The sequence below is a fragment of the Arthrobacter sp. Bi26 genome (genome assembly GCF_918697925.1).
Taxonomy (GTDB): Bacteria; Actinomycetota; Actinomycetes; order Actinomycetales; family Micrococcaceae; genus Arthrobacter.
This window is the reverse complement of record NZ_CAKKMF010000047.1, coordinates 1-24,870: the sequence shown is the minus strand read 5'-3', so window position 1 is coordinate 24,870 and position 24,870 is coordinate 1. Positions and strand designations below refer to the sequence as shown.

26 protein-coding genes are annotated in these 24,870 nt (G+C 65.8%); 11 read left to right on the top strand and 15 right to left on the bottom strand.

Annotated elements, in window-relative coordinates; all coding sequences use genetic code 11:
- Positions 1-14: 14 nt before the first annotated feature.
- The 5 genes from LQV16_RS13660 to LQV16_RS13640 are packed head-to-tail and all read right to left on the bottom strand — an operon-like array spanning position 15 to position 5,548.
- Positions 15-500, bottom strand: coding sequence for a MaoC family dehydratase (locus LQV16_RS13660; RefSeq protein WP_229994446.1), 486 nt, complete (start codon positions 498-500; stop codon positions 15-17).
- Positions 501-542: 42 nt separating this feature from the next.
- Positions 543-1,409: a CoA ester lyase gene (locus tag LQV16_RS13655; RefSeq protein WP_229994445.1), complete on the bottom strand. Its 867-nt coding sequence runs from the start codon at positions 1,407-1,409 to the stop codon at positions 543-545.
- Positions 1,406-3,166 (bottom strand): biotin carboxylase N-terminal domain-containing protein, encoded by a 1,761-nt coding sequence (locus LQV16_RS13650; RefSeq protein ID WP_229994443.1) that lies wholly within the window; start codon positions 3,164-3,166, stop codon positions 1,406-1,408. Before LQV16_RS13650 ends, LQV16_RS13655 begins: the two co-directional genes overlap by 4 nt.
- A 28-nt stretch (positions 3,167-3,194) precedes the next feature.
- Positions 3,195-4,016 (bottom strand): fumarylacetoacetate hydrolase family protein, encoded by an 822-nt coding sequence (locus LQV16_RS13645; RefSeq protein ID WP_229994442.1) that lies wholly within the window; start codon positions 4,014-4,016, stop codon positions 3,195-3,197.
- Positions 4,013-5,548 carry an AMP-binding protein gene (locus LQV16_RS13640; RefSeq protein WP_229994441.1) on the bottom strand — a complete coding sequence of 512 codons (1,536 nt, stop codon included), beginning with the start codon at positions 5,546-5,548 and terminating at the stop codon, positions 4,013-4,015. The genes LQV16_RS13645 and LQV16_RS13640 overlap by 4 nt, the downstream gene beginning before the upstream one ends.
- 395 nt (positions 5,549-5,943) lie before the next feature.
- Between LQV16_RS13640 and LQV16_RS13635 the strand changes: the two genes are divergently transcribed.
- Entirely contained in the window at positions 5,944-7,296 is a 1,353-nt protein-coding gene (locus LQV16_RS13635) for an MFS transporter (RefSeq protein ID WP_229994440.1), read from the top strand.
- Between the two features lie 201 nt (positions 7,297-7,497).
- Here LQV16_RS13635 and LQV16_RS13630 read toward each other — a convergent pair whose 3' ends face one another.
- Positions 7,498-8,169 (bottom strand): TetR/AcrR family transcriptional regulator, encoded by a 672-nt coding sequence (locus LQV16_RS13630; protein WP_229994439.1) that lies wholly within the window; start codon positions 8,167-8,169, stop codon positions 7,498-7,500.
- Positions 8,170-8,286: 117 nt separating this feature from the next.
- Here LQV16_RS13630 and LQV16_RS13625 point away from each other — a divergent pair, with 117 nt between their 5' ends.
- The 3 genes from LQV16_RS13625 to LQV16_RS13615 are packed head-to-tail and all read left to right on the top strand — an operon-like array spanning position 8,287 to position 11,253.
- On the top strand, positions 8,287-9,396 hold the full coding sequence (locus tag LQV16_RS13625) for an alkene reductase (RefSeq protein WP_229994438.1): 1,110 nt from the start codon (positions 8,287-8,289) through the stop codon (positions 9,394-9,396).
- A gap of 56 nt (positions 9,397-9,452) precedes the next feature.
- On the top strand, positions 9,453-10,211 hold the full coding sequence (locus LQV16_RS13620) for an SDR family oxidoreductase (protein WP_229994436.1): 759 nt from the start codon (positions 9,453-9,455) through the stop codon (positions 10,209-10,211).
- A gap of 4 nt (positions 10,212-10,215) precedes the next feature.
- Entirely contained in the window at positions 10,216-11,253 is a 1,038-nt protein-coding gene (locus LQV16_RS13615; protein WP_229994434.1) for an MBL fold metallo-hydrolase, read from the top strand.
- A gap of 23 nt (positions 11,254-11,276) precedes the next feature.
- On the opposite strand, the gene LQV16_RS13610 is transcribed toward LQV16_RS13615, so the two are convergent.
- Genes LQV16_RS13610 through LQV16_RS13585 form a run of 6 tightly spaced genes read right to left on the bottom strand, consistent with a single transcriptional unit; the run spans position 11,277 to position 15,328 of the window.
- Positions 11,277-11,816: a nuclear transport factor 2 family protein gene (locus tag LQV16_RS13610; protein WP_229994432.1), complete on the bottom strand. Its 540-nt coding sequence runs from the start codon at positions 11,814-11,816 to the stop codon at positions 11,277-11,279.
- Entirely contained in the window at positions 11,813-11,962 is a 150-nt protein-coding gene (locus tag LQV16_RS13605) for a hypothetical protein (protein ID WP_229994430.1), read from the bottom strand. Before LQV16_RS13605 ends, LQV16_RS13610 begins: the two co-directional genes overlap by 4 nt.
- Positions 11,963-11,964: 2 nt before the next feature.
- On the bottom strand, positions 11,965-12,735 hold the full coding sequence (locus tag LQV16_RS13600; protein WP_229994429.1) for a DMT family transporter: 771 nt from the start codon (positions 12,733-12,735) through the stop codon (positions 11,965-11,967).
- Positions 12,736-12,748: 13 nt separating this feature from the next.
- Positions 12,749-13,405 carry an EthD domain-containing protein gene (locus LQV16_RS13595; protein ID WP_229994427.1) on the bottom strand — a complete coding sequence of 219 codons (657 nt, stop codon included), beginning with the start codon at positions 13,403-13,405 and terminating at the stop codon, positions 12,749-12,751.
- A gap of 3 nt (positions 13,406-13,408) precedes the next feature.
- Positions 13,409-13,732 carry an EthD family reductase gene (locus LQV16_RS13590; RefSeq protein WP_229994425.1) on the bottom strand — a complete coding sequence of 108 codons (324 nt, stop codon included), beginning with the start codon at positions 13,730-13,732 and terminating at the stop codon, positions 13,409-13,411.
- Positions 13,733-13,744: 12 nt separating this feature from the next.
- Positions 13,745-15,328, bottom strand: a complete 1,584-nt coding sequence (locus LQV16_RS13585; RefSeq protein ID WP_229994424.1) for an acyl-CoA carboxylase subunit beta — start codon at positions 15,326-15,328, stop codon at positions 13,745-13,747.
- A gap of 132 nt (positions 15,329-15,460) precedes the next feature.
- Between LQV16_RS13585 and LQV16_RS13580 the strand changes: the two genes are divergently transcribed.
- Together LQV16_RS13580 and LQV16_RS13575 are read left to right on the top strand one after the other, a co-directional pair.
- Positions 15,461-15,955: a MaoC/PaaZ C-terminal domain-containing protein gene (locus LQV16_RS13580; protein WP_229994423.1), complete on the top strand. Its 495-nt coding sequence runs from the start codon at positions 15,461-15,463 to the stop codon at positions 15,953-15,955.
- Between the two features lie 3 nt (positions 15,956-15,958).
- Positions 15,959-17,155 carry an acyl-CoA dehydrogenase family protein gene (locus tag LQV16_RS13575; protein ID WP_229994421.1) on the top strand — a complete coding sequence of 399 codons (1,197 nt, stop codon included), beginning with the start codon at positions 15,959-15,961 and terminating at the stop codon, positions 17,153-17,155.
- A 113-nt stretch (positions 17,156-17,268) separates the two neighbouring features.
- Here the strand turns inward: LQV16_RS13575 and LQV16_RS13570 are convergent, their stop codons facing one another.
- On the bottom strand, positions 17,269-17,718 hold the full coding sequence (locus tag LQV16_RS13570; protein ID WP_229994420.1) for a cupin domain-containing protein: 450 nt from the start codon (positions 17,716-17,718) through the stop codon (positions 17,269-17,271).
- A gap of 223 nt (positions 17,719-17,941) precedes the next feature.
- On the opposite strand from LQV16_RS13570, the gene LQV16_RS13565 reads away from it, so the two are divergent.
- From LQV16_RS13565 to LQV16_RS13550, 4 genes are all read left to right on the top strand, one after another.
- Positions 17,942-18,460: a hotdog fold thioesterase gene (locus tag LQV16_RS13565; protein WP_229994419.1), complete on the top strand. Its 519-nt coding sequence runs from the start codon at positions 17,942-17,944 to the stop codon at positions 18,458-18,460.
- Between the two features lie 16 nt (positions 18,461-18,476).
- Positions 18,477-19,805 (top strand): phenylacetate--CoA ligase PaaK, encoded by a 1,329-nt coding sequence (gene paaK / locus LQV16_RS13560; RefSeq protein WP_229994418.1) that lies wholly within the window; start codon positions 18,477-18,479, stop codon positions 19,803-19,805.
- A 31-nt stretch (positions 19,806-19,836) separates the two neighbouring features.
- A complete protein-coding gene (locus LQV16_RS13555; protein WP_229994417.1) occupies positions 19,837-20,442 on the top strand; it encodes a TetR/AcrR family transcriptional regulator in 606 nt (201 codons plus the stop codon).
- Between the two features lie 69 nt (positions 20,443-20,511).
- Positions 20,512-21,387 carry a DUF427 domain-containing protein gene (locus tag LQV16_RS13550; protein ID WP_229994416.1) on the top strand — a complete coding sequence of 292 codons (876 nt, stop codon included), beginning with the start codon at positions 20,512-20,514 and terminating at the stop codon, positions 21,385-21,387.
- A gap of 98 nt (positions 21,388-21,485) precedes the next feature.
- Here LQV16_RS13550 and LQV16_RS13545 read toward each other — a convergent pair whose 3' ends face one another.
- Together LQV16_RS13545 and paaZ are read right to left on the bottom strand one after the other, a co-directional pair.
- Complete coding sequence (locus tag LQV16_RS13545) at positions 21,486-21,893, bottom strand: VOC family protein (RefSeq protein WP_229994414.1); 408 nt, start codon at positions 21,891-21,893, stop codon at positions 21,486-21,488.
- A gap of 143 nt (positions 21,894-22,036) precedes the next feature.
- The gene (gene paaZ / locus LQV16_RS13540; RefSeq protein WP_229994413.1) at positions 22,037-24,139 is read right to left on the bottom strand and encodes a phenylacetic acid degradation bifunctional protein PaaZ; all 2,103 of its coding nucleotides are present in this window, start codon (positions 24,137-24,139) and stop codon (positions 22,037-22,039) included.
- A gap of 161 nt (positions 24,140-24,300) precedes the next feature.
- On the opposite strand from paaZ, the gene LQV16_RS13535 reads away from it, so the two are divergent.
- Positions 24,301-24,717, top strand: coding sequence for a hotdog fold thioesterase (locus LQV16_RS13535; RefSeq protein WP_229994412.1), 417 nt, complete (start codon positions 24,301-24,303; stop codon positions 24,715-24,717).
- Positions 24,718-24,870 lie beyond the last annotated feature (153 nt).

Genomic DNA, 24,870 nt, shown 5'->3' with positions numbered 1-24,870 from the left:
CGTGAGTCAACCCACTATGAATGGCTGGGGGCCACTGCTTCCGCCAGCTGACCGGCGCGACGGAGCATCAGCGCCGTCCGGCGCACAACGCAGACCAGTTCGCCGTCCTGGTTGTAGCCGCGGTGTTCGATGCCCACAATTCCGGTGTCCGGACGCGACTTCGATTCACGCTTGTCCAAGGCCTCGGTCTCCACCCGCAGCGTGTCACCGAAGAACACCGGCTTAGGGAACTCGATGTCCCGGAAGCCAAGATTTCCCAGGGTAGTGCCGAGGGTGGTGTCCTGGACGGGGATTCCCGTGACAAGGCCCAGGGTGAAAATGCTGTTGACGATCTGGCGCCCAAACATGCTCTTCTTGGCGAACTCCGCATCCAGGTGCAGCGGCTGGACGTTCATGGTCAGTGCAGTGATCAGCAGGTTGTCCGTCTCGGTGACAGTCCTGGTGACCTCGTGCCTGATGACGTCGCCGACGGTGAAGTCCTCGTAATACATTCCGGCCATGACTGGCCTCCTTTGCTTGGGTGGGTTTAGTTGAGGTAGCGGTTACGCGGCGGCGAGGGCGAGAGCCTCGCGGGCGTGGTTGGCGTGGGCCAGGTCAATGTGGTCCCCGCGGTAGGAGACGGCCCCGTGGCCGTTGCGCTGGCCTTCCTCGAAAGCCTCGATCAGGCCCTCGTAGTAGCCTTTCAGTGTCTCGGTCAGGCCGTATTCCTCGTTGGCGATCGGAGCGTGCGAAGGGTGGATCAGCACCTGCCCGGTGTAGCCCAGGCCGCTGTTGTCCTGCGCGAAGCTGCGCATCCCCTCCAGGTTCCGCACCTCCTGCCAGAGCCCCAGGACAATGGTGCGGATGCCGGCGGAACGGGCCGCCACCACCACTTTGCTCCGGAGGTACAGCGTCTCCATTCCCGCGGCGGTCCAGCGGAAGCCGACCTCCCGGGAGACGTCCGCATCTTTGGCGGCCGCTGCCATTACGCCGCCAACCCGCGGGCCGGCCAGGATCTCATCCACTTTATTGATGGAGGCGGCGGTTTCGAGGGAGGGCACCAGTTCAACGGTTCCGCGGGCAATGCCGTGATCGAGCTCCGCCGCCGTCACCAGCGCATCGAACCGGACCACGTCGTCCCGGGAGAACAGCTTGGGGAGCAGGAATGCGGTCAGGTTGCGGTGGGTCACGTCGGCCACGTCACGGCCGAAGAAGATGGTGTCCAGGGCGTTGGGCCGGACCAGGATGCCCTTTGAGCCGTCGTGGGCTTCCAGTGCTTCGCGGGCGTTGGTGCGGGCCAGTTCCTTGTCCTGCTCGGGGACGGAGTCCTCCAGGTCGATGATGATGGCGTCGGCCTCGGAGTTCAGCGCCTTGTCGATCCAGTCCCGTTTGTGCCCGGGGACAAAGAGCAGCGAACGGTATGGCTTCATGCCGCCACCTCCTCGGTGATCTTGGTCAGCAGGGTGCCGGCGGCCATGGAATCGCCCACGACGGCGGTAATCTCACCGACCACGCCGGAGGCCGGCGCGGTGATGGGGTTCTCCATCTTCATCGCTTCCAGGACAAACAGCACGTCGCCCTTGGCCACCCTCTGCCCGGCGGCCGCGTTGATCTTGATGATGGTGCCCTGCATCGGTGCCTTGACGGTTCCGTCGCTGACTTTCTCGCGCTTGGCCCGTGCCTGCCGCGTCCGGCCGGTGGCGGCCGCCGGATCTGCGGCTGACGGATCGGCCAGGGCCGGGGCGGCGTTGCCGTAGCCGCCCGCGCTGCCGTAGTCGTTGAACGTGGGGATGATATAGAAGCGTCCGCCCACCTCCACGTTGGCGCGGTCCACGGGCTCGGGTTCCGTGAAGTCAACGGTCTCTTCCAGCCACAGGGTGCTGAAGCGAAGCTCCCGGAAATCCGGGTGCGCAACAATCGTCTGCGCTGCGGGGGCCGTGGTGGGTACGCCCTCGATCTGCAGCCGCTCCAGGCCGCCGAGCAGGCGCTTGATGGCCGTCTCGCGGTCCGGGCCGTAGGCAATCAGCTTGCCGATGAGGCTGTCGTACAGCGGCAGCACCGTGTCGCCGGACTCGTAGCCTGCGTCGAACCGCAGGCCCTCGCCAACGGGTGCGGTGAGGAGGTCCACCGGACCCGGGGCGGGCAGGAACCGGCCTTCCGCGACGTCCTCGGCGTTGATGCGTGCCTCGATGGCTGCACCCTTGGGCGTCAGGTTGCCCATGATGGAAAGCTCCTCGCCCGCCGCCACGCGGATCTGCTCCGCGATGAGGTCCACGCCGTGCACCATTTCGGTGACCGGGTGTTCCACCTGGATGCGGGTGTTCATTTCGAGGAAGTAGAACTTCTCGTCCTCCACCAGGAACTCAACGGTGCCGGCGCCGACGTAGCCAACCTCGCGGGCCAGCCGGACGGCGGCCTCACCCATGTTCCGGCGCAGGGTGTCGGAGAGACCGGGGGCCGGGGACTCTTCCACCAGCTTCTGGTGGCGGCGCTGCACAGAGCAGTCGCGGTCACCCACGTAGACGGTGTTTCCGTGCGTGTCGGCGAAGACCTGGACCTCAACGTGGCGTGCGTGGGTGAGGTACCGCTCGAGGTAGACCTCGCCGTTGCCGAAGGCCGCTGTGGCTTCACGGACGGCGGCGTCGAAGGCTTCTTTGGCCTGGGGTTCGGAGTCGATGCGGCGCATGCCGCGTCCGCCCCCACCAGCTGAGGCCTTCACCAGGACGGGGTAGCCGTGCTCAGCGCCGAACGCCTCGACGGCGGCCGCGCTGGCAATGGCTCCATCGGTGCCCGGTGCCAGGGGGACCTGGACGCGGATGGCCACATCGCGGGCAGCCACTTTGCCGCCCATGGTGGTGATGGCATGCGCAGACGGTCCGATGAATGTCAGGCCCGCGTCCGCAACGGCTAACGCGAATTCCGGGTTCTCGGACAGGAAGCCGTAGCCCGGGTGAATGGCCTCGGCACCCGATTCGAGCGCCGCCGCGATGATCTTGGGGATGCTCAGGTAGTTGCTGCTGGCGGGACCATCGCCGAGGTCGATGGCGGTGTCCGCCGCCCGGACGTGCATGGACGCGGCGTCCGCCGTCGAATAAACGGCAACGGACTCGACGCCGAGGGTGCGGCAGCTGCGTGCCACCCGGACGGCGATTTCGCCGCGGTTGGCGATCAGGATTTTGCTGAACATGATTGTCCTTAGAGCTAGGGCGCCGAAATCAGCGCAGGATGCAGGCGTTGCGGCATTGGCCGATGCCGTCGATCGAGGTGGTGACGACGCTGCCGTCGGTGAGGAGTTCCTTGGGAGTGCGGCCGTCGCCTACGCCTCCCGGCGTGCCGGTGAGAATCACATCGCCCGGGTGCAGCGTGGTGATCGCGGAAATGTAGCGGACCAGGTCAACGGGGCTGAACACCAGGTCGCTGGTGTGCGCCTTTTGTTTGGCGACACCATCCACCGAGCAGGAAATCTCCAGGTCCGGCGCGTGTCCGGCGTCATCGGCCGTCAGCAGGAACGGACCCAGCGGGGTGGTGGCGTCGAAGGTCTTGCCCTGCAGCCACTCGGGCGTCCGGCGCTGGAAGTCGCGGGCTGAGATGTCGTTTGCCACCGTGAAACCGGCGATCGCCGCCGCGGCTTCCTCTGCCGAGGCCCGCGAGACCCTGTTTCCGATAACGACGGCGAGCTCGGCCTCCCAGTCCACGGATTCGGAACCCGGCGGCAGGACGATGGGATCGTTGGCGCCGATCAGGGCGTCCGAGAATTTGGCGAAGAGGGTGGGGTGCTGCGGCAGTTCCCGGCCCATCTCAAGGATGTGCTCGCGGTAGTTGAGCCCGACGCACACAATCTTTCCGGGAGCGGTGACCAGCGGCGCGAAGTCGGCCCCGTCAATCGCAAGGCGTGTGCCGCCGTCGTACTGGTCCACTGCCGGCGATCCGGCACGGAGCCATTCGCCGACGTCTGCAAACGGCAAGAGCGCCAGGGCACCGTCCACCTCCACGGCGGCTGCGGTGCCGCCTTCGATCCGTATGGTTGCGAGTTTCATGCGCCCCATCCCAGGTTCGATTTCAGCTGAGCCTTCACGAGCTTTCCGGCCGCGGACCGCGGCAGCTGGTCGGCACCCAGGAAGACGATCTTTTTTGGAATCTTGTAGCCTGCCAGGTGCCCGCGGAGGAAGGTGGATAGTTCTTCGCCGTTCGCCTGCAGTCCGCTGCGGAGCACGACGACGGCCCGCACCTCCTCGTCCCAGCGCGGGTCCGGGACACCAACAACAGCTGCTTCCAAGACGGCGGGGTGCAGGTACAGCGCCTGCTCGATCTCGGCGGAATAGACATTCTCACCACCGGTCTTGATCATTTCCTTCAGCCGGTCCCGGAAGAAGTAATACCCTCGCTCGTCCTGCACGGCCAGGTCTCCGGTGTGGAGCCAGCCGCCGCGGAAGGCCTCGGCGGTAGCTTCGGGCCGGCCATAGTAGCCGGTCATCAGGGACGGGCCCTTGACGCAGATCTCGCCGAGCTCACCCGGGGGAACCGGCTCGCCGAACGGATCCTGGAGCTGCGCCTCGGCCAGCAGGTACTCTGTGCCGATCGAACCGTCGACGGCGGGATCCAGCATGTCTTCCGGCTTGAGCCGGGTGACCATGGGCCCCGCCTCGGTGAGGCCGTAGCGGAAGTACAGTTCGGCGTCGGGCAGCAGGTCAGTGAAAAGCTGCTTGTCCGGCATCCGCAGCAGGCCGGCACCCGTATGGACCGCCTTGAGATGGGTCTTGATGGCCGGGTCCGCAAAGACGCCGTTTTCCATCAGCCGGCGCATCATGTTCGGGATGAGGAATGTGTTGGTGACCCGCTCCCGCCCCACCAGGTCCACGATCAATTCGTCGTTGAACTTCTCGGCGATCACGCTGGTGGCACCGGCGATGAAGTGCGGCACCAGCCAGCACAGCAGTGCCGCCGAGTGGAAGAACGGTGTGATGATCAGGCCGCGTTCCTCGCGGCGGCTGCCCATCCTGCAGTCGTACATTTCGTTGAATGCGTTGGCGGCTGCTGCCCTTTGGGACATGACCACGCCCTTGGGCGTACCAGTGCTTCCGCCCGTGTAGATGATGCAGAGCGGGCTGTCCAGTGTGGTGACATCCTCCAACGGACCGGATCCGGTGCGCAGGGCGTCGACCTCGGCACCCTGTCGGACCAGCCGCGGCAGCTCCTGCTCTGTTCTGCCCAGTATTTCCAGGGCCTCTTCCGCGTTGGGAATGAGCCGTTCCTCCACCAGGATGATCTTCGCGCCGGTCTCCTTGATGCCGGCCGCGAGCTCCGCCGGTGCCCAACGCCAGTTGTAGGCAACGTATGTTCCGCCGGCGGCCGCGACCCCAAAGAAGACTTCGGCATTAAAGGTCGAGTTTCCGGCCAGCACCCCCACGGTGTTACCCACGCCGACGCCGGCGTCCCGCAGGCCCCTCCCCAGGCCCCATGCGCTCTCGGCGAGCTCGGCGAAGGTCAGCCGGCGGGCGCCGTCGACGATGGCTTCGCGCGTCGGGTAGCGCCGGTGGTTGAGTTTGATCCACTCGCCAATCGTTCGCATGATTGCTCCTCGGTGTGGCTGGTGCGGGTCCGACAAGCCGGACTCCGCAGTGCTTATTCTTCAACGAACAAGCGTTCGTTCGAAAGTTTAGTATGAGTTGGTTCCCTCCGCAAGAGGGATCCGAGTCCACAGTCGAGGGCGCTGACGGATCGGCTGGCAGGTGCGGAGAGGCACCCCCGGGGGCCCTTGCGCGAGATCCACATCACACCTACACTTCGTACGAACGCTTGTTCATGTACGAACGCTTGTTCTTCTCCATCGAACCCCGGGTATATTGCCCCTAGGGTCCGAGCCCTCCCTGACGAAGAGGATGCGGAGTGTGGTTGCGGTTCGCTGCACACGACGGAGACCGGCGAACGCCACTGACTTTCCACCTATCCAAGGAGTGAGTTCCAATGTCGGAATTGACAAATCCTGTTCAGCCCCCGCCGCTCTTGGTGCTCGAAGCACCGACGTTCGATCCGAAGACAGCAAGGACCGCCGTGGCGAGCGGCACGTTCGGCACCGCACTGGAGTGGTTCGACTTCGCTGTGTACGGCACCCTGTCGGCAACCCTCTTCCCCCAGCTCTTCTTCCCCAGCTTTGATGCGAACTCGGCGATCCTCGCGTCGTTTGCCACCTTCGGGGCCGGCATGGTGGCCCGCCCCCTCGGCGGAATCGTCTTCGGTGCCTTGGGCGACAAGATCGGCCGACGCAACGTCCTGATGTTCACCCTTATCCTCATGGGCGTGTCCTCGGTGCTGATCGGCCTGCTGCCCACCTACGCCGTGGCGGGAATTGTTGCCCCGACGCTCCTGGTGGTGCTTCGCTTCCTCCAGGGCTTCGCCCTCGGCGGCGAGGCCACCGGCGTTCAAGTGCTCGTCGTCGAGCACGCGCCCACTAACCATCGAGGCCTGTTCGGCGGGATCCTGGCCACCGGCTCTCCGCTGGCGCAGACCTTCGCCTCGATCACCCTCACCGGGCTGGCGATGTTCCTTTCCAAGGACGCTTTTGCCGCGTGGGGCTGGAGGATCCCCTTCCTGATGGGTGTGCTGTTGCTCGTGGTGGGCGTATTCATCCGCCAGCGGGTCGAAGAAACTCCGGCTTTCAAGGAGAACCAGAGGAAAGCTGCCGAGTCCGCGGTTCCCCAGGAGCGTGCCCTGGCCGTGATCGCGAAGAAGCCGGGAACCGTCATCAAGCTGGTGCTGTCCTGGGCTGCGTCCGCTGGGCTGTTCTGGATCAGCGTCACCTACGCCGTGAACTACCTGACCAAGGAACTCGGTTACGAAAACTCGATCACATTCGGCCTGCTGCTCGTGGCCAACCTGATCTCCATCCCGGCCGCTATTTTCGGCGGCAAGCTCAGCGACCGCATCGGCCGCAAGAAGACCTTCCTCCTCGGCCTGTCCTTGCAGGGTGTAGCTGCCGGCACAATGTTCCCCATCATGAACTCCATGAACTACCCCGCCAGCGTCGCGATCATCGCCCTGGCCCTGTGCGGCATCCAGGTCACTGCCGGCACCCAGGCGGCGTTCTTCTCGGAATCGCTCCCGACGAGCATGCGCTACACCGGCTCAGCCCTCGGCATGACCCTCGCCGGCCTGATCTTCGGCGCCCCTATCCCGTTCATTGCGGCCTGGATCTTCCAGAACACCGAGAACGGAACGGCCGCCCTGACGGCCATCGCCCTCAGCCTGGTGATCATCTCCGTCATTGCCACCCTGACGCTGCCGGAGCGGTTCAAGCAATCGCTGCAGGAGGAGCACTAAGACCACACTCGCCTGACGTCGCCGGCCTGACCGCACTGGCGGTCCGGCCAGTGACGCGGCAGCCAGCCTTAAGACCGGAACGCCCGGCCGGATATTCCAGCCGGGCGTTCCGGTTCTTGGCGGATTCCGACACTCTTGGGCGGTGTCCGAAAACGGCCGTTGGCGGTGTCCGAAAACGGCGCGAGGCGCTGCCTTGGCTACCTATGTGGCTGAGCTGTCCAGGACCACCCGACCGACGCGTTCGTCAGCGTCCGCGACCTTCAGCTCCCGCAGCGCCAGGCGCGTGTAGATCCGGACAATCTCCTCGAGCGAGAACCGGCCGCCGTGCTTGAACCAGCCTGCGATATGGGTGGCCTGGGCAACGAAGCTGTACACGTGGATTTTGGCGTCGATGACGTCCGCGAGTCCATCCTGCCCCGCGGCGGACACCAGGACCTCCAGGAACGCTTCGTAGTCGGCGCGCTTCTTGATGACCACATCACGTGCACCCTGGGGCAGCGAGCGCAGCTCCGCGTTGCCAATGAAGACTTCCTGGGCACGCTCCGCGTGGAACGTGATGTGCTCAGCCAGGGCAGCCTGGAGGAGATCGACACTGTCCCCTCCGTCCGCGTCAGCGACAGCTTGCCGGACGCGCTCGAGCAGGTCATCGATGATGCCCCCCATGATTTGCAGCAGGAGGTCTTCCTTGCTGTCGATGTGGTTGTAGAGGCTGCCGACCTTGAGCCCCGCGGACGAGGCCACCTGCCGCAGCGTGGTTGCATCGTAACCACGCTCGAAAAAAAGCTTGGCTGCGCCTTCCCGGATGGTCTGGGCAGTGTTTCGTTCCGCTCGGACGGTCATCTTGGCCTCCCCCTCAGTGATCGTGTCGGTCATATCTCCGCTAATCCTAACAAGCGTCCGCTTTTAGGGGCGGGGATATTGACATGGCTCCCAACATCCGCAAAACTCACTTTAGTCGTACGAACGCTCGTAAGCCAGTAGGAGACATCCGTGGAACCCCAGAGCACCCTGTTTGACAGCTTCTCCCTCGGAGGCCAGCCGCTGCGAAACCGCATTGTGCTGCCACCGCTGACCCGCAGCCGCGCCGATGATGACGGCGTGCCTACGCCACTCATGGAGGAGTACTACGGGCAACGTGCCGGTGCGGGCCTGGTGATCAGCGAGGGTGCCGTCATCACGCCCCAGGCTTCGGCCTACGCCCGGGTTCCCGGGCTCTACTCCCCGGACCAGGTGACGGCCTGGCGGCCGGTAGTGGAGGCCGCAAAGCGGGAGGGCGCCGTGGTCTACGCCCAGCTATGGCACGTGGGAAGGCAGTCCCATTCCAGTGTCCAGCCGGACGGCCTGCCCCCCAAGGCGCCTTCACCCGTTGCCATCACCGGTTACCAGTACCGCAGTGCGGCCGGCAGGATCCCTTACGAGACGCCCCGCGAACTGTCGGCGGCGGAGATCGCCGGGATTATCCAAGCTTACGGAGCGGCGGCCCGGAACGCGGTCCGGGCCGGATTCGACGGCGTGGAGCTGCACGCCGCCAACGGCTACCTGATCGATCAATTCCTCAACGACGGGTCCAACCGCCGGACCGACCACTACGGCGGCTCCCTCGAAAACCGTATGCGGTTCTTGCGCGAGGTAGTCACCGAGGTGGCCCGCCACCTTCCCATGGAACGCATCGGCGTCCGCCTCTCGCCGTCGTCGGAATGGATGGACGCCAACGACTCGGACAAGCGCACCCTGTATTCCTCGGTGGTGCGCCTTGTCAGTGACTTGGGAATCGCCTACCTCCACTTGGTGGAACCCGAGATCGCAGGGTCCACCACCGTGGAACGGCCGGCCGCGTCCGTCCCCACGGCCGAACTCGCTGCCTTGTTCGACGGCGTCGTCATCGTCACGGGTGGACATGACCAGGCTTCCGCCGAACAACTCCTCGCTGACGGAACGGCGGACCTGGTGGGCTTCGGCCGGCTCTTCATCGCTAACCCCGACCTCCCGGACCGCTTCCTGACCCAGGCGCCACTCGAACCCCTGCGCCCCACGGGCATCTACGGTGGTGGCCCCGAGGGCTACACCGACTATCCGTCGCTGGCAACAAGCAGCACCTGACGCGGGGGCCCAACGCCGGGCGCTCCGACTCGAACTCCTGAAGGAGACACAGCATCATGAGCAGCATTTCCCTCAATGTCCTGGTGACCGGAGCGGGCGGCGGCATGTGCCGCGGCATCAATGCCCGCCTCTCCGGGTCCGGCCACACCATCGTCTGTGTGGACCTCGACGCCGGGAGCAGCGAGGCGGCCGCCCGGGCCATCCGCGACTCCGGCGGGAAGGCCGTAGCGTTTGCCGCCGACGTGGCGGACGAGGCCGCCGTCGGCACGCTGCTGGCCGAGGTGACCGCCAAGGTGGGGCCCGTGCAGGCGCTGGTCAACGCGGCCGGCATCCTCGACCGGAAGTACCTCGCGGACAGCACCGCGGAGTCCTTCCGGCGCGCCTTGGACGTGAATCTGGTGGGTCCGTTCAACCTGATCAAGGCGTTTTCCCCCGGAATGATCGAGGCCGACTGGGGGCGGATCGTCAACATCGCTTCGATCGCCGGCGTGACGGGCTACCCGTACCCGAGCTACGCCGCCTCCAAAGCCGGACTGGCCAACCTCACGCGCTCCCTCCTTGAGGACTTCTGGGGTACCGGAATCACTATCAACTCGATCTGCCCCGGCGTTGTGGACACCCCGATGGTCATCCAGGAGGTCCGTGACCAGGTACGCCGGCGCGTCCCCACCCAGACCATCGTTGACCCCGCCGAAATCGGCGCCATGATCGCGTACCTGCTGACGGACGACGCCCGCAACATCAACGGCGCGGACCTCCTGATCGACGGCGGTGCCACCAGACTCTTTTCGCTTTTCAATAACCATGCAGACTAAGACGATGCAGACCAACGGCATCACCATCACCGGGACCGCCCAGAAGGAGGCCTGGCAACGCCGCGTCCTCCCGCCGGTGGAGGTAGTGGCGCCCGGCGTCCACAGCGTTCCGGTTGCCTTTCCCGGAAATCCGATGCGCTACACGCTCAGCTACGTGCTGCTCGATGGCGATGAGTGCGTGGTGGTGGATCCCGGCTTTGACAGCGACGAGGGACACGGCCAGCTGATGGCTGCCCTGGGCCGTCTGGACGTGGGGCCGCGTGAAATCAGCGGGATCGTGGCCACGCATTTCCACACCGACCACCTCGGGATGGCGGCGCGCCTTGCGCGGGGCTCCGGCGCGTGGATCGCTTTGGGGCAACAGGAACGGCGGCACATCTCCGCGTTCGATGACGCCCATGCGGAATCGGAACGGGACCGCGAGCGCATGCGGACCTGGGGCGTCCCCGAGGGGCGGGTGGCCGAAGCCGCCATGAGCCCTCAGGGACTCCACGACATGCGGCGCCTCGCCGACCCCGACCGGCGGCTGGGCGATGCGGACACCCTGGCCGCGGCCGGACGTAACTGGCGCATCATGGAAACACCGGGCCACACCCCGGGGCACATCTGCCTGTGGGATGACGACGGCGAACTGGTGTTGTCCGGCGACCATGTCCTCCCCCGCATCTCCCCCAACGTGTCCCTGGAGATCCGCGGCGACACCGATCCGCTGCGGCACAATATTGAGTCGCTGCAGCGGATCGCGGGCAACGACCACTACGAGGTCTGCCCTGCACACGAATACCGGTTCCGTGGCGTGGGCCACCGCGCAAGGGTCCTCGAAAAGCACATTGCGGAGCGTTCACGGGAAGTCCTGGACGTGCTGGGCAAGGGCGCGCCCACGGTGCACGAGGTGGCCCGGCAGCTCACATGGTCCCGGGGCTGGGAGTCGCTTAGCGCGCTGCAGTTCAGGCTGGCCTTGAGCGAGACGGCCGCCCACATCCGGTATCTGGCAACCTCCGGCGTCCACGCGGGGGTGCCGGGGCTGACCCCGGTGGTTTAAGGCGGCCGTTCAGGTGCCTGGGGTCAGGTTCGGGGCATCCAGTCAGGGTCCGGTGCGCCGAACTCCTGGCCGGGGAGCTGCAGGGGTTCACCCACCAGGAGGTCAACTCTGGTCCGCACCAGCCGCATGGCAGCAATCCGCCATTGCCCGTCGAGCCGCCGGTATTCCTCCTCGTACAAGCCGTATCCCCGGATTCCGTAGAGTCCGGGGATGCTGGCGCCCCGGTAAGGCCTGCTGTCGCGGGCCCAGACCAAGTAGTCATGCATCGACCAGATCCCGCGGATGCCGCCGTCGCCCGTGACGGCCAGGCGGGGCATAAAACCCTGATGCACCGACTCGACGCCCTCGAGGAAGCCTGACACGCCGCCGATGAACCCGTCGGCGTCGTCCGCGGCGAAGGGAAATCCACGGAACCTCGCATCGGCGTGGAAGAGGGCGCGGAGGCTCGACCACCGCTTAGCATCAACGTGACGGAAATAGTCGGACTTCAGATTCCTGATGTCCTCAAAGCTCCTGAGGTCCTCGCAATCGTGGGGCGTGCTTGTGCCGCGGGGCGTGTTCACGTTGCTTCCTCCAACTCCCCGTCCGGGGCTTTCTCCGGCGCTTTCGGCCCTGACTGGGCCAGGACGATCCCGCCGATAACCACCCCAGCGCCGACCACCTGGTTCCAGCTGACTTCCTCCCGGAGCACCACCGCGCCGAGCGCCACTCCTACGAGCGGGGGATGTAGGCGACGGTCGACGCCGCCGTGGCGCCCCACTCGGCGATGATGCGGAAGTTCCAGACATATGCCAGGCCGGTGCTGACGACACCCAGCAGCAGCATGCCGACCACCACCGGGGCCGTCAGCGAGATTTCCCCGGCTGCAATGAGCGGAGCCAGGACCAGCATCATCAGCGACGCCGCGACCATTTGGACCGCCGGGATCCCTATGGGGTCCGCCGCGTAGGGCGAAACGTACTTCTTGGTATAGGAAAAAACGACGCCAAAGCACAGCACGGCCGCGAGGCAAGCCATCTGCCCCCACAAATCGACGGCGTCCGCGGCGTAGAACCGCCACGGCGAGAGCACCACGAGGATTCCGGCGGCTCCGGCCACGATGCCGACGGTCTTCCGCGGCGTGACTTTCTCCTGCCGCAGGGCCAGCGCGGTGACAGCCGCGGTGGCCAGCGGCGTGGCGGAATTCAGGACGCTGGAGAGTCCGCTGGGAATGCGCTCGGCCGCCCACGCGAACAGCAGGAACGGCAGGACGCAGCCGACGCCGGCGGTCACCGCCAGGTGCGACCACAGCTTGCGCTGCCGCGGCCACGGCCGCCGCATCACGAGCTGAAGCAGGGTCAGCGCCAGTGCGCCGAGGACCAGCCGTCCGAGGACCACCTGGCCCGGGGAAAGCCCCTGCACCGCCAGTTTCATCAGCAGGAAGCTGGAGCCCCACGCAGCGCCGAGCAGGACGAAGCGGACCACACCGCCGACTGGCGTCATCGCCGGACCTCCATCAGATAATGACGAGTTCCTCGGCGACGCGGGCATACAATCCGGTCAGGATACCTTGGACCCCGTCCACGTGGGCCGGCAGCATGCTGGCGGCGGCACGGGCGGCCGCCTCGTCGGCGAAGCCGAAGGAGATGGCAACCTCCGGAATATGTTCCTCCCGGCGCAGCGCCGCGCGGACCAACAGATCCGCCCCGGGAACGAGCACGTTCACGGCCCGGCCGAGGGCGCCGTCGAATGTTGCAGACAGCGGCCCCGCCCAGCGGTCAACCGCGTCAAAGTCGTTGTCAGTTCCGTCGCGCCAGCGTGCCAGCACCCAAAGCTTGAACGGCCACGGGGCGTGGGGCGCGCCGGCGGTCACCGGTCCCCCCGTGAGGCCACTGAGGAATTCCTGCTCATCGACCATCAGGCGGTCCGCCACCGCGGAGTCGAAGCCGGCGTGTACGACGTCGTCGGCGGCGAACCACAGTTCAACGATGCCGTCCACACGGTACAGCCCCGCCCCGAGCCCCGGCGCGGATTCCAGCAGATGGTTCTGCCGGTAGTCCGTCACACCGGGCAGGGCACGGGCAATCTCGGCGTGCGTCGTGGACCAGTTTGTGCGAAAGTCCTTCCGGGCCAGGCCGTCCCGCTTCTCCAGGTAGGTGATGCGTTTGGGCACGGGTCAGTCCTCCACAGCCAGCGGGACGTCGACTTCTTCGGCCAAGAACCATTGGACACTGTCCAAAAAGTGGTGCTCGTGGTCGAACAGCTCCTTGCCTTCAGGGCCTGCGTAGGCGGCCTTGACGTCGGCCACCGAGCAGAACCAAAGTTCTGCCATGCCGCTGTATGGCCAGGGCTTCCGGTGCTCGATTGCAGGGTTCTGCCGGTACCGGATGATGCCTGGGAGCTTGCGCACATAGGCCGGGTGCTCCACGTTCCAGAAGTGCAGGAACTCGTCCCGGGTCAGCTCCGGCTTGGCTTTGATAACGGCCACTACCTTGATCATGTGCCGCGCGCCTTAGGCCGGGGTGACGGCCTGGCGCCGCTCCACGGGGACCATCTTGCGCTTGGAGTACAGGCCCAGCCGCCTGGTCAGATCGGCGCGCAGCTCGTTGGCGGGGACAACAGCTTCTACAGCGTTCGCGTTGGCGATCTTGAAGACGTCGATGCCTTCTGCGTACTCGGCTTGCTTAGCCAAGATGAACGCCTTGCGCTCTGCCGGATCCTCAATCTCGTGGATCTGGTTGTAGTAGATGCCGTTGACTGCGGCATCCGGACCCATCAGGGCGGGACGGGCCGTGGGCAGCGCGATGACAGCGTCCGGGTTCATGGGGGCACCGGACATAGCAAGGTAGCCGCCGCCGTAGGCCTTGCGGACCAGGACCGTGATCCTCGGAACCCGGCACTCAGAGACGGCGAAGATCATCTTGGCTCCATGCCGGATGATGCCCTGGCGCTCCACGGCAGATCCGATCATGTAGCCCGCGATGTCCACCAGGAAGACGATGGGGATGTTGTAGGCATTGCAGATCCAGATAAAGCGGGCAGCCTTGTCCGAGGAGTCGGGGAAGATGGAGCCGCCCATGTGCCTGGGCTGGTTGCCCACCAGCCCCACCGGCCGGCCGTTGATGCGGGCGAAGCCGGTCAGCATCTCGGGAGCGAACAACTCCTTGTACGGGAACCAGGATCCTTCGTCCACGAGGGATTCCACGAATTCCTCCATGTCGAAGACCTCGGCCTCGCGCAGCGGAACGATTTCCTGCAGGGTGCGTCCGGGGCGCGGCTCGATTGCGGGGGCCAGCGGCGCGGGGGTTTCCCAGTTTGCGGGCAGGAAGGACAGCCAGACGCGGATTGCGTTGAGGGCTTCCTCGTCGCTTTCCACCAGGACGTCGCCCAGGCCGGAGACCGTGCAGTGCATCTCGGCGCCGCCCATTTCCTCCAGCGTCACCTTCTCGCCGGTGACCATTTCCGCCAGGCGGGGTGATCCCAGGTAGGCGGTTGCGTGCCCGCGGACCATGATGGTCATGTCGCAGAGCGCCGGAACGTAGGCCGAACCCGCAGGCGACGGGCCGAAAAGGGCACAAACCTGGGGAACACGACCGGAAATCTGGACCTGGTTGTAGAAGATGTTGCCCCAGGCGTGGCGGCCGGCGAAGCTCTCGAACTGTTCGTCGATGCGGGCACCGGCGGAGTCGAAGAGGTAAACGATGGGGATGCCGGCGGCATCCGCGTTCTTCTGCGCCTGGGTGATCTTTTCGAACGTGCGGTTGCCCCAGGTGCCGGCCTTGACGGAGTAATCGTTAGCGATGACGCACACTTCGCGCCCGTCAACGCGGCCGAACGCGATGACGACGGCGTCACCGGGCAGGCCTTCCTCATAGCGGGCGAGGAGCCCGTCCTCGATGTAGTTTTCGTCGTCGAACAGGATTGCCAGGCGTTCCCGAACGAGGAGCTTTCCTGATTCGGTGATCTTCTTGCGGTTCTTCTCTGAGCCACCGAGGCGGGCCGAAGCGAGCTTCTCGGTCAGTTGTTCGTGCACGGTTGCTGCCGGGACTTCGATGTCCGACACCGGCGCGGGGGCGACGATCGTAGCTTCACTCATGTTGGGCCTCCAGGAATTCGAGTTGCTGTCCTTTATTAGTATACGAACAAGCGTTCGCTAGTCTAGTCTTATTCCAGGTGGACTTACGATTCCCCTAGGCTCCGACCTCATTCACCCGAACAGGAGAGAGACATGCACAGCATCGATCCCCAACTGGCCGGCACCACCCTGCCGCAACCCAAAGGCCGCCCTGACCACTACTGGGAAGATCTGGTGGCAGGCGACGTGGTCCGCACGGCAGGTATGACCATCACGGATGCACATCTGGTCCAGTGGGCGGGCCTCACCGGCGACCTCGTCTCCCTGCACCTGGATGAAACCTATGCGGCAACGACGCCGTTCGGACAGCGCATCGCCCACGGGCCGCTGACCATGTCCCTGGGCCTGGGCCTGATGACCCAAACGGGGTATTTCAGCAACGTGGTCGCATGGCTGGGCCTGGATGAGGTCCGTGCCCTCGCCCCGGTGTTCATCGGGGACACTATCCATGTTGAGGCCACGGTAGCCATGGCGCGCGAGACCAAAAAGCCGGACCAGGGCATCTGGAAAATCGATTACTCCGTACTGAAACAGGACGGTTCCACCGTCATGACGTTCAGCAGCAGCTTCATCATGAAAAGGAAGTAGGCCATGACAATCCAGGACAATTTCCGCCCGGCACCGCCGGCCGAAATCTCCGAGCCCGACGAATTCGCAGCGCTGCGGACACGTGTGCGCGCCATGCTCGCCGAGCACGTCACGCCGGAGCGGCTCAACAAGTTCGACGAAGCCGAAGAATACGACGTCGAGCTATACCGCGAGATTGGCGCCGCCGGTCTGATCAAGCTCGACGGCGAGCTCCACGGCCGCGGACCCAAACACCAGGCGCAGGCGGTGGTTCTTGAGGAACTCGGCGCCGGCCCCACGTCGGTGGCCGTGAGCATGGTGGTCCAGTACATGGGCGTCCAGCTCCTTCACACCTACGGCAACCACCGGCAGCAGGAAGAGTTCCTGGCTCCGCTGCATGCCGGCAAAGCCAAGATGTCCTTCGGACTGAGCGAGCCCGACGGCGGAACTGACGTTGCCCGGGCCATGAAGACCAACGCCACCCGCCTGGAGGACGGTAGCTACTCCATCTCCGGACAGAAGAAATGGATCGGCGGTGCGATGGACGCGGACTACCTGATCCTCCTGGCCCGGACCAGCGAAACCACCCGCTCCGCCATTGACGGCATCACCATGTTCCTGCTCCCCCGCTCCACACCCGGGATCAGGACCGAAATCATCGACACCATGGGCATCCGCGGCCTCGCGCAGTGCGACGTCTACCTCGACGGCGTGCGGGTCCCGGCAGCAAACGTCTTGGGTGAACTGGACAGGGGATTCCGCCAGGTTCTGGATACGCTCAACGGCGAGCGGCTCAATGGGGCCGCGGTGGCTTTGGGGATCGCCCGCGGAGCCATGGAAACCGCCGTCGGATGGGCACGTCAGCGGCACGCTTTTGGCCGCCCCGTGGGCTCCTTCCAGGGGCTCCAGCACAATCTGGTGGATGCCAGCGTGAAAATTGAATCCGCCAGGCTCCTCCTGCGCCAGGCGGCAGAAGCGTCCGACGGCGGCGAGGGAACCAATGAGACCTGGTCCGCCATGGCGAAGCTCGCAGCGTCCGACGCTGCAACCACCACCACCGATGTTGGCATGCGGGTCATGGCCGGCTGGGGCTTCTTCCGCGGCCTGCCCATGCAGCGTTACTTCCGCGATGCCCGGCTGTACACGTTCGCGCCGCTTACTGACGAGATGACGCGCAACTACATCGGCGAGAAGCACTTGGGACTTCCCCGGTCCTTCTGACCGGCACCTAGCCACGACATGGGGCGGCTACCTGCTCGGTAGCCGCCCTATATTTGGACCAACGACAACAAAAGGGCGACTACCTTTCGGTAGCCGCCCTTTTGTTGGGGAAATCAGGACCGGTAGTCGATTTCAAGGTCCACGACGTCCTGGTCGCGCAGGTTAACGACGATGTTGTCCGGCGTGCGGGTGGTCATCCAGACCAGTTCCTCGGTCTTGCTGGCGTTGCCTTCGATGTGCGGCATAAACGGCGGCACGAAGACGAAGTCACCCTCTTCCAGGTAGACGATCTGGCCGTAGCCCTCGCCGTAGCGGATAAAGCCACGGCCCTTGAGCACATAGCCTCCCGTGTTGGCCTCCCCGTGGTGATGGGCATCCGAGATCTCCCCGGGACCGGTGAAGACCTTGCCGAACCAGAGTCGCTCAACGGGACTGCTTTCCTTGCTGACGCCGGAGATGCGGCGGGCATTCAGCGTCTGTCCCGGCGCGGCGGCCAGTTCGTCTGCCCGGTTCACACGGAACAGGTCCACGTTGCGGTTGATGTCAAAGGCCACTTCAGTCATGGCAAATCCCTTCCAAGGTTCTTGAGTTGCCGCCGGTTTCGTCATTGCAGCCGGGGCCCGAATTCAGTATGTGTCCTTCACACCAGCGAGTCAAGACGTACGCTTGTTCGTTTATGCATCTCGGTCCCAGCAGTAGCACCAACGACTACCGGCTCTTGACAGCGTGGCCCAAAATGGGATTACCTAATGAACATTCGGTAAATAAAGCTGGAGGCAACGACGCATGGCTGAACTGACGGTTTCCGGGGGCACGCACCCCATCCTGAAAGACGACTACGCCTCGGAATGGATGGGCATCGAAGTCCTCGCGCTGGACGACGGGCATGCCACGATCCGCATGACGCTCCGGCAGGAAATGCTCAACGGCTTCGGCATGGCCCACGGCGGAATGATCTTCGCCTTCGGCGACACGGCTTTCGCGCTGGCCTGCAACCCGGCCAATCCGCTCCCGGGCGAGGACTCCAACATCACCGTTGCTGCCGGCGTCGACATCAACTTCCTGAAACCCGCCTTCCGCGGACAAGTGCTGACCGCCGTCGCGAACCGCCGCGCCAGCACAGGACGCAGCGGGCTGTACGACATCCAGATCTACGCCGCCGATCCTGGCGCGGGCATCCCGACGGCGGCACCGGCCGGCGCGGCCCCCGCAGCAACCCTTCCGGGCCAGCTCCCCACCGATATCCTCCCGGGCGAACTCATCGCCGAGTTCCGCGGCCGCAGCCGCACCATCTCCAAGAAATAGAAACAGGGAACCACTGATGACCCAAGAAACTGCCGCCGCCACAACTGACGCTGTCCTGGACCGCGAGGAGACCATCTCCCGCGACGAGCTGGAGGCGCTCCAGCTCAGCCGCCTGCAGCACACGGTGGCCTACGCCTATGACCGCGTCCCCCTGTACAAGCGCAAGTTCGACGAGGCCGGCGTCCACCCGACGGACCTGCGTGAACTCTCCGACCTCGGCAAGTTCCCCTTCACCACCAAGGAGGACCTCCGCCTCGAGTACCCCTTCGGCATGTTCGCCGTGCCGCAGCACGAGGTCGCGCGGATCCACGCCAGCTCCGGCACCACGGGCCGCGCCACCGTGGTGGGCTACACCAAGAAGGACCTCGCCGACTGGGCCAAGCTTGTGGCCCGCTCGCTGCGCGCCTCCGGCGTCCGGCCGGGCATGAAGGTGCACAACGCCTATGGCTACGGCCTGTTCACCGGCGGCATGGGCGCCCACGCCGGCGCCGAGGCCCTCGGCTGCACCGTCATCCCGATCTCCGGCGGCCAGACCGAGCGCCAGATCACGCTCATCCAGGACTTCAAGCCCGACGCCATCCTGGCCACCCCCACGTACCTGCTGACCATTGCCGACGCGATGATCAAGCAGGGCATCGACCCGGCCTCCACGTCGCTGAAGTACGCGGTGCTGGGCGCCGAGCCGTGGACCGAGGAAATGCGGCACGAGCTCGAAACCACCATGAACCTCAAGGCCTGCGACATCTACGGCCTCTCCGAGGTCATGGGCCCGGGCGTCGCCGGCGAAGCCGTCGAAACGCAGGACGGCAGCCACATCTGGGAAGACCACTTCCGCCCCGAGATCATTGATGCCTTCGACCCCACCGTGGTGCTGGGCGACGGCGAGCCGGGCGAGCTCGTCTTCACCTCGCTCACCAAGGAAGCGCTGCCGATCATCCGGTACCGCACCAAGGACCTCACCAGGCTGCTGCCGGGCACCGCGCGTCCGGCGCACCGCCGCATGGGCCGCATCACCGGCCGCAGCGACGACATGATCATCCTGCGCGGCGTGAACCTGTTCCCGTCACAGATCGAGGAGATCGCCCTGCGCATCCCCGAGCTCAGCCCGCACTTCCAGCTGGAGCTCACCCGGCCCGAGGGCCATCGGATGGACCAGATGACCGTCAAGATCGAGCGTCGCGACGCCGTCACGGCCGAGGGCGCGGCGGCGGCCGCCAAGGCCCTGCAGCAGCAGATCAAGATCCATGTGGGCTCCTCCTGCACGGTCGACGTCGTCGAGCCCGGCTCGCTGGAGCGGTCCAACGGCAAGCTGCGGCGGATCTACGACATGCGCCCCAAGGCCTGAGTGAGCACCCGATCGTGAGAAACTAGCCACTATGCCCAGCACAGCAATCACAACGAAGCGCGGCCGTCCCGGCTATGACCAGCAGTCGGTGCTGGTGATCGCCGTCGACGTCTTCAACCGCCACGGCTACGACGCCACCTCGATGGGCATCCTTGCCGAGAACCTGGGCATCTCCAAGTCCGCGATCTACCATCACGTGCCGTCCAAGGGCGACCTGCTCAAGCTCGCCCTGGATCACGCCCTGGGCGGGCTTGAGGCGATCCTGGACCAGCCCGGGGCCACCTCCGGCTCGGCCGATGCCCGGCTGGAGTTCGTGGTCCGCCAGACCATCTCGGTCCTGGTGGAGCGGCTGCCCTTCGTGACGCTGCTGCTGCGCCTGCGCGGGAACACGGAGATCGAGCGGGACGCGCTGGAACGGCGCCGCACCTTCGACCACAAGGTCGCCGCGCTGATTTCCGAGGCCCGGGACGAGGGCTCCCTGCGCCAGGACATCGATCCCCGCACCGTGACCCGTCTGCTGTTCGGCACCATCAACTCCATTGTCGAGTGGTACAAACCCGGCGGTTCGCTGTCGCCGGAAAAGCTGGCCGACGACGTCATCACCATGGCGTTCCACGGCCTCCACGTCCCGCGCTGACCGTCCGCCGGCGGGCAGGTGGCCGGGACAGTCGTTGACGGCAGGATAACGGACGCCCACCCTGTAGTCATGGCCACGAAGTTATCTGAAGTCCTCTTCAGCGCATTCCCCGATTTGCGATACCAGCCCACCGAGAAAAGAGTCCGTGCCATGGTGGGCGGGATGGCCGTCGTCGACACTCTTCACGCGCTCCTGGTGTGGGAGCCCAAACGCGTCACCCCTGTCTACGCCGTTTCCGACGTTGACCTCCGGGCTGAACTCGCGCCGCCGGGTCAGCAGGCGGGCGACGTGACGGAACACGGCTTCAGGATGGGTCTGGAGGGGCCGCAGGCACTGGATCCGCGCACGTCGTTCGGCAGGCACACAGCGGCCGGCGAGGAGCTCGACGTCGTGACCTCCCATGGGAGGCTGCCCCGCGCTGCCTTCCGGCCAGCGGACCCCGACCTGGCCGGATATGTGGTGCTGGACTTCAACGCTTTCGACTGGCTGGAGGACGACGAGGAAATCATCGGCCATCCCCGCGACCCGTTCCACCGGGTGGACATCCGGGCGTCCTCGCTCACCGTTGAGGTAAGTCTCGACGGCGTGACGCTCGCCAAGACGAACGGCGCGCAGCTGCTCTACGAAACGATGCTGCCGGTGCGCTACTACATCCCGCCGTCGGATGTGCGGCTGGACCTGATGGAGGAAAGCCCCAAGCGGACCGTCTGCCCCTACAAGGGCCAGGCGAGCTACTGGAGCTACCCGGATTCCGCGCAGGGCCGGAACATCGCGTGGAGCTATGACCGGCGGTACCGCGACGCCGCCCAGATCCACGGCCTCATCAGTTTCTACAATGAGCGCGGCGACGTGAGCGTCGACGGCGTGCTCCAGACCCGCCCCGTGTCGCCGTGGTCCCGCCCGGACAGATCGGACGGTCCGGGGGAAGGTCCGGGGGCACGCTAACGGCCGTGCGCACGAGAAAGGCGCCCCGCTGAGCCGGAGCGCCGTGCATCTGTCCGCACTGATCTTGTCCCCCCGAATTTCCAGGGCTGGACCGGATCTCAGAGCTGGTAATCAGCTGCCGTGGTGATGTTCTCGTGCACGCAGAGAATATTGTGCTCGGAGTCCATGAACCAGGCGCACTTCTCTGAATCCGTTGTACAAATGTGGTTCTCGGTCTTGAGATCCGGGAGATCGTAGTCCTGGAACATGACGCCCTTGGCTTCCATATCCTTGACTGTGCGTTCGATCTCGCTGACTTCAAAACTCAGGGTGGTGTGCTCTGAGTGCTTTCCATCCTTGACAGGCATCAGCTGCAGCATCGGGCCGCCTTCTGAGCCGAACATTTCGCTTCCGTCGTCTGCCACGCCGCGGTGCGGGAGCCCCAAAGTGTCCTCGTAGAAATGCCGGGCACGCGCTGCATCATCGACTGGCAGGACTGTTGTGGCTTTGTTCAGTACTAGGGTCATTTCGCCACCTCCTACGAGCAAGATTTTACGCCGGAGCGGGGTGGAAAGAGCCCCCTCCCCGGTTGCCCTATCACTTGTGGCGGCCATTTCGACCTTTTGGCAGCCACAAGCGATAGGGCAACGGGAGGGAGCGTCGGGTGAGGCTACTTCTCGACGAGGGTCAGGACGTCGTAGGTCGCCACGATTTCGTCGTTCTGGTTGGTCAGGACGGCATCCCAGGCCACCTCGCCGTACTCGTCGGTCTCGCGCGGGGTGATCTTCTTGGCCGTCAGGGTCACGCGGATGGAGTCGCCCGCGGCCACCGGGGTGATGAACCGCAGGTTCTCCAGGCCGTAGTTGGCAAGGACCGGGCCCGGTGCGGGCTCCACGAACAGGCCGGCGGCCCAGCTGAGCAGGAGGTAGCCGTGCGCCACGATGCCCGGGAAGAACGGGTTGGCGGCGGCGGCTTCCTGGTTGGTGTGGGCGTAGAACGTGTCGCCGGTGGAGTTCGCGAACTTGGTGATCTCCTCCAGCGAGACCTCACGCAGCTCGGAGCGGATGGCGTCGCCGATGTGCAGCGTGGCCAGGGATTTCCGGAACGGGTGCTGGCCTTCGGTCTCGAGCGTGAAGTTGCGGTCCGCGCCGGTGTGCCAGACGCCGGTGACGGCGGTGAGCATGTTGGGCGAGCCCTGGATCGCGGTGCGCTGCATGTGGTGCATCACCGAGCGGATGCCGCCGAGCTCTTCGCCGCCGCCGGCGCGGCCGGGCCCGCCGTGGACCAGGTGCGGGACCGGGGAGCCGTGGCCGGTGGAGCTGCGGGCGTCCTCGCGGTTGAGCATGAGCACGCGGCCGTGGTGGGCCGCGATACCGGTGACCAGCTGCTGCGCCACGGCGGGGTCGTTCGTGCAGACCGAGGCGACCAGCGAGCCGCCGCCGCGGGCGGCGAGGCGGACGGCGTCGGCCAGGTCCGTGTAGCCGATCACCGAGGACACCGGGCCGAAGGCCTCGAGCGAGTGGACCTCGTCGGCCTCAGGGTTGGCCCAGCTCAGCAGGACAGGGGACATGAAGGCACCGCCGTCGACGACGCCGATGCTGCCGTCCGCGCTGGTGACCTTCGGTGCATCGAGCGTGCCGTAGGCAAGCTCCCCGCCGGCGTCGAGCATGGACTGGACGGCGGCGCGCACGTCGGCGAGCTGCTCGAGGGAGGCCAGGGCGCCCATGGTGACGCCCTCGGCCCGGGGGTCACCGAGCACGACGCGTTCGCGGATGCGTTCCCCCACGGCGGCGGTGACGTCGGCGACGAGTTCCTGCGGCACGATCGCGCGGCGGATCGAGGTGCATTTCTGGCCGGCCTTGACCGTCATCTCGGTGACGAGGGACTTGATGAAGGCATCAAATTCCGGCGTGCCCTTGACGGCGTCCGGGCCCAGGATCGCGGCGTTGAGGGAATCGGTTTCGGAAGTGAAGCGGACCCCGCCCTTGACCACGTTGGGGTGGGACTTGAGCGTGTTGGCGGTCGAGGCGGAGCCGGTGAAGGCCACGAGGTCGCGGTAGTCCAGGTGGTCCAGCAGGGTGCGGACGGAGCCGGAAATCAGCTGCAGCGAGCCCGTGGGCAGGATGCCGGATTCGTCGATCGCCTTGACCACGGCGGCGGCCACGTACCCGGTGGGGGTGGCCGGCTTGACGATGGTGGGCACGCCGGCGAGGAAGGCCGGGGCCAGCTTCTCGAGCATGCCCCACACGGGGAAGTTGAAGGCATTGATCTGCACGGCGACGCCGGGAATGCGGGTGTAGATGTGTTCACCGGCGAACGAGCCGTCGCGGGACAGCACCTCCATGGGGCCATCGACCACCACCTGGGAGTTGGGCAGTTCGCGGCGGCCCTTGGACCCGAAAGTGAACAGGACGCCGATCCCGCCGTCGATGTCGACCATTGAGTCGATTTTGGTGGCGCCGGTCTGCGCCGAGAGCGCGTAGAACTCCTCGCGGCGGCCGTTGAGGTACTGCGCCAGCTCCTTGAGCTTGAGCGCGCGCTGGTGGAAGGTCAGCGTGCCCAGTTCCGCCTGGCCGGTGGTGCGGCCGTAGTCCACGACGGCGGCGAGGTCGAGCCCCTCGGTGCTCACTTTGGCCAGAAGTTCGCCGGTGCTGGCGTCCAGGACCGGCGCTGCGCCGGCGGCGGAGGCGGCGTCGGGAGTCCACCAGGAACCCCGGATGAAGCTGGGAACGATCTCGACAGTGTCTACTGTGGGTGCGGCTGTGGTGGTCATCGTTGACGGGTCCTTCCAACGGGGGAGCAAGATCAACACGGCCGGAACATTACTGACCGTCCGTTCGGTAATATGATCTAGAGTACATGAATGAGGCCTACCGCACACTAGCAGCGGTGGCACCGACCGGGCCGCGGCCGGCCGGCAACAAAGGAGACGCTATGACGCCCGAGACCGGCAGCACCGAGATGTGGAAGATCACCCTCGGGGAACTCGACGAGAAGATGGGCGTGAAGATCGTCGAGGAGTCCGTGGACCGCGTGGTGGCGACCATGCCGGTGGAGGGCAACCGGCAGTCGTTCGGGCTCCTGCACGGCGGCGCCTCCCTGGCCGTGGGCGAGGCCGTGGGCTCCTGGGCCGCCGTCATCCACGCCAGCACCCTGGGCAAGACGGCGGTGGGCGTCGACGTCTCGGCCACGCACCATAAATCGGCCCGCGAGGGGCTGATCACGATCACGGCAACCCCGATCCATCTGGGCGGCACCCTGACCACGCACGAGGTGCTGATCACGAACGAGGCCGGCCAGCGGCTCTGCACGCTGCGGATCACCAATCTGCTGCTGGCCCGCAAGGCCTGACTCCCGAGTTCGCGGCCCGCGCCTGGGGCCCGACGCCTCGGGGTCGCCGCCTCGGGGTCGCCGGAGACCTGCGGGGTGGCCGTAGCCGTACGGCGCCCCCGCAGCTTTCCGGCGAGCCGGGGCATGGAACGGGACCTGGGCGTGGGCCTGGAC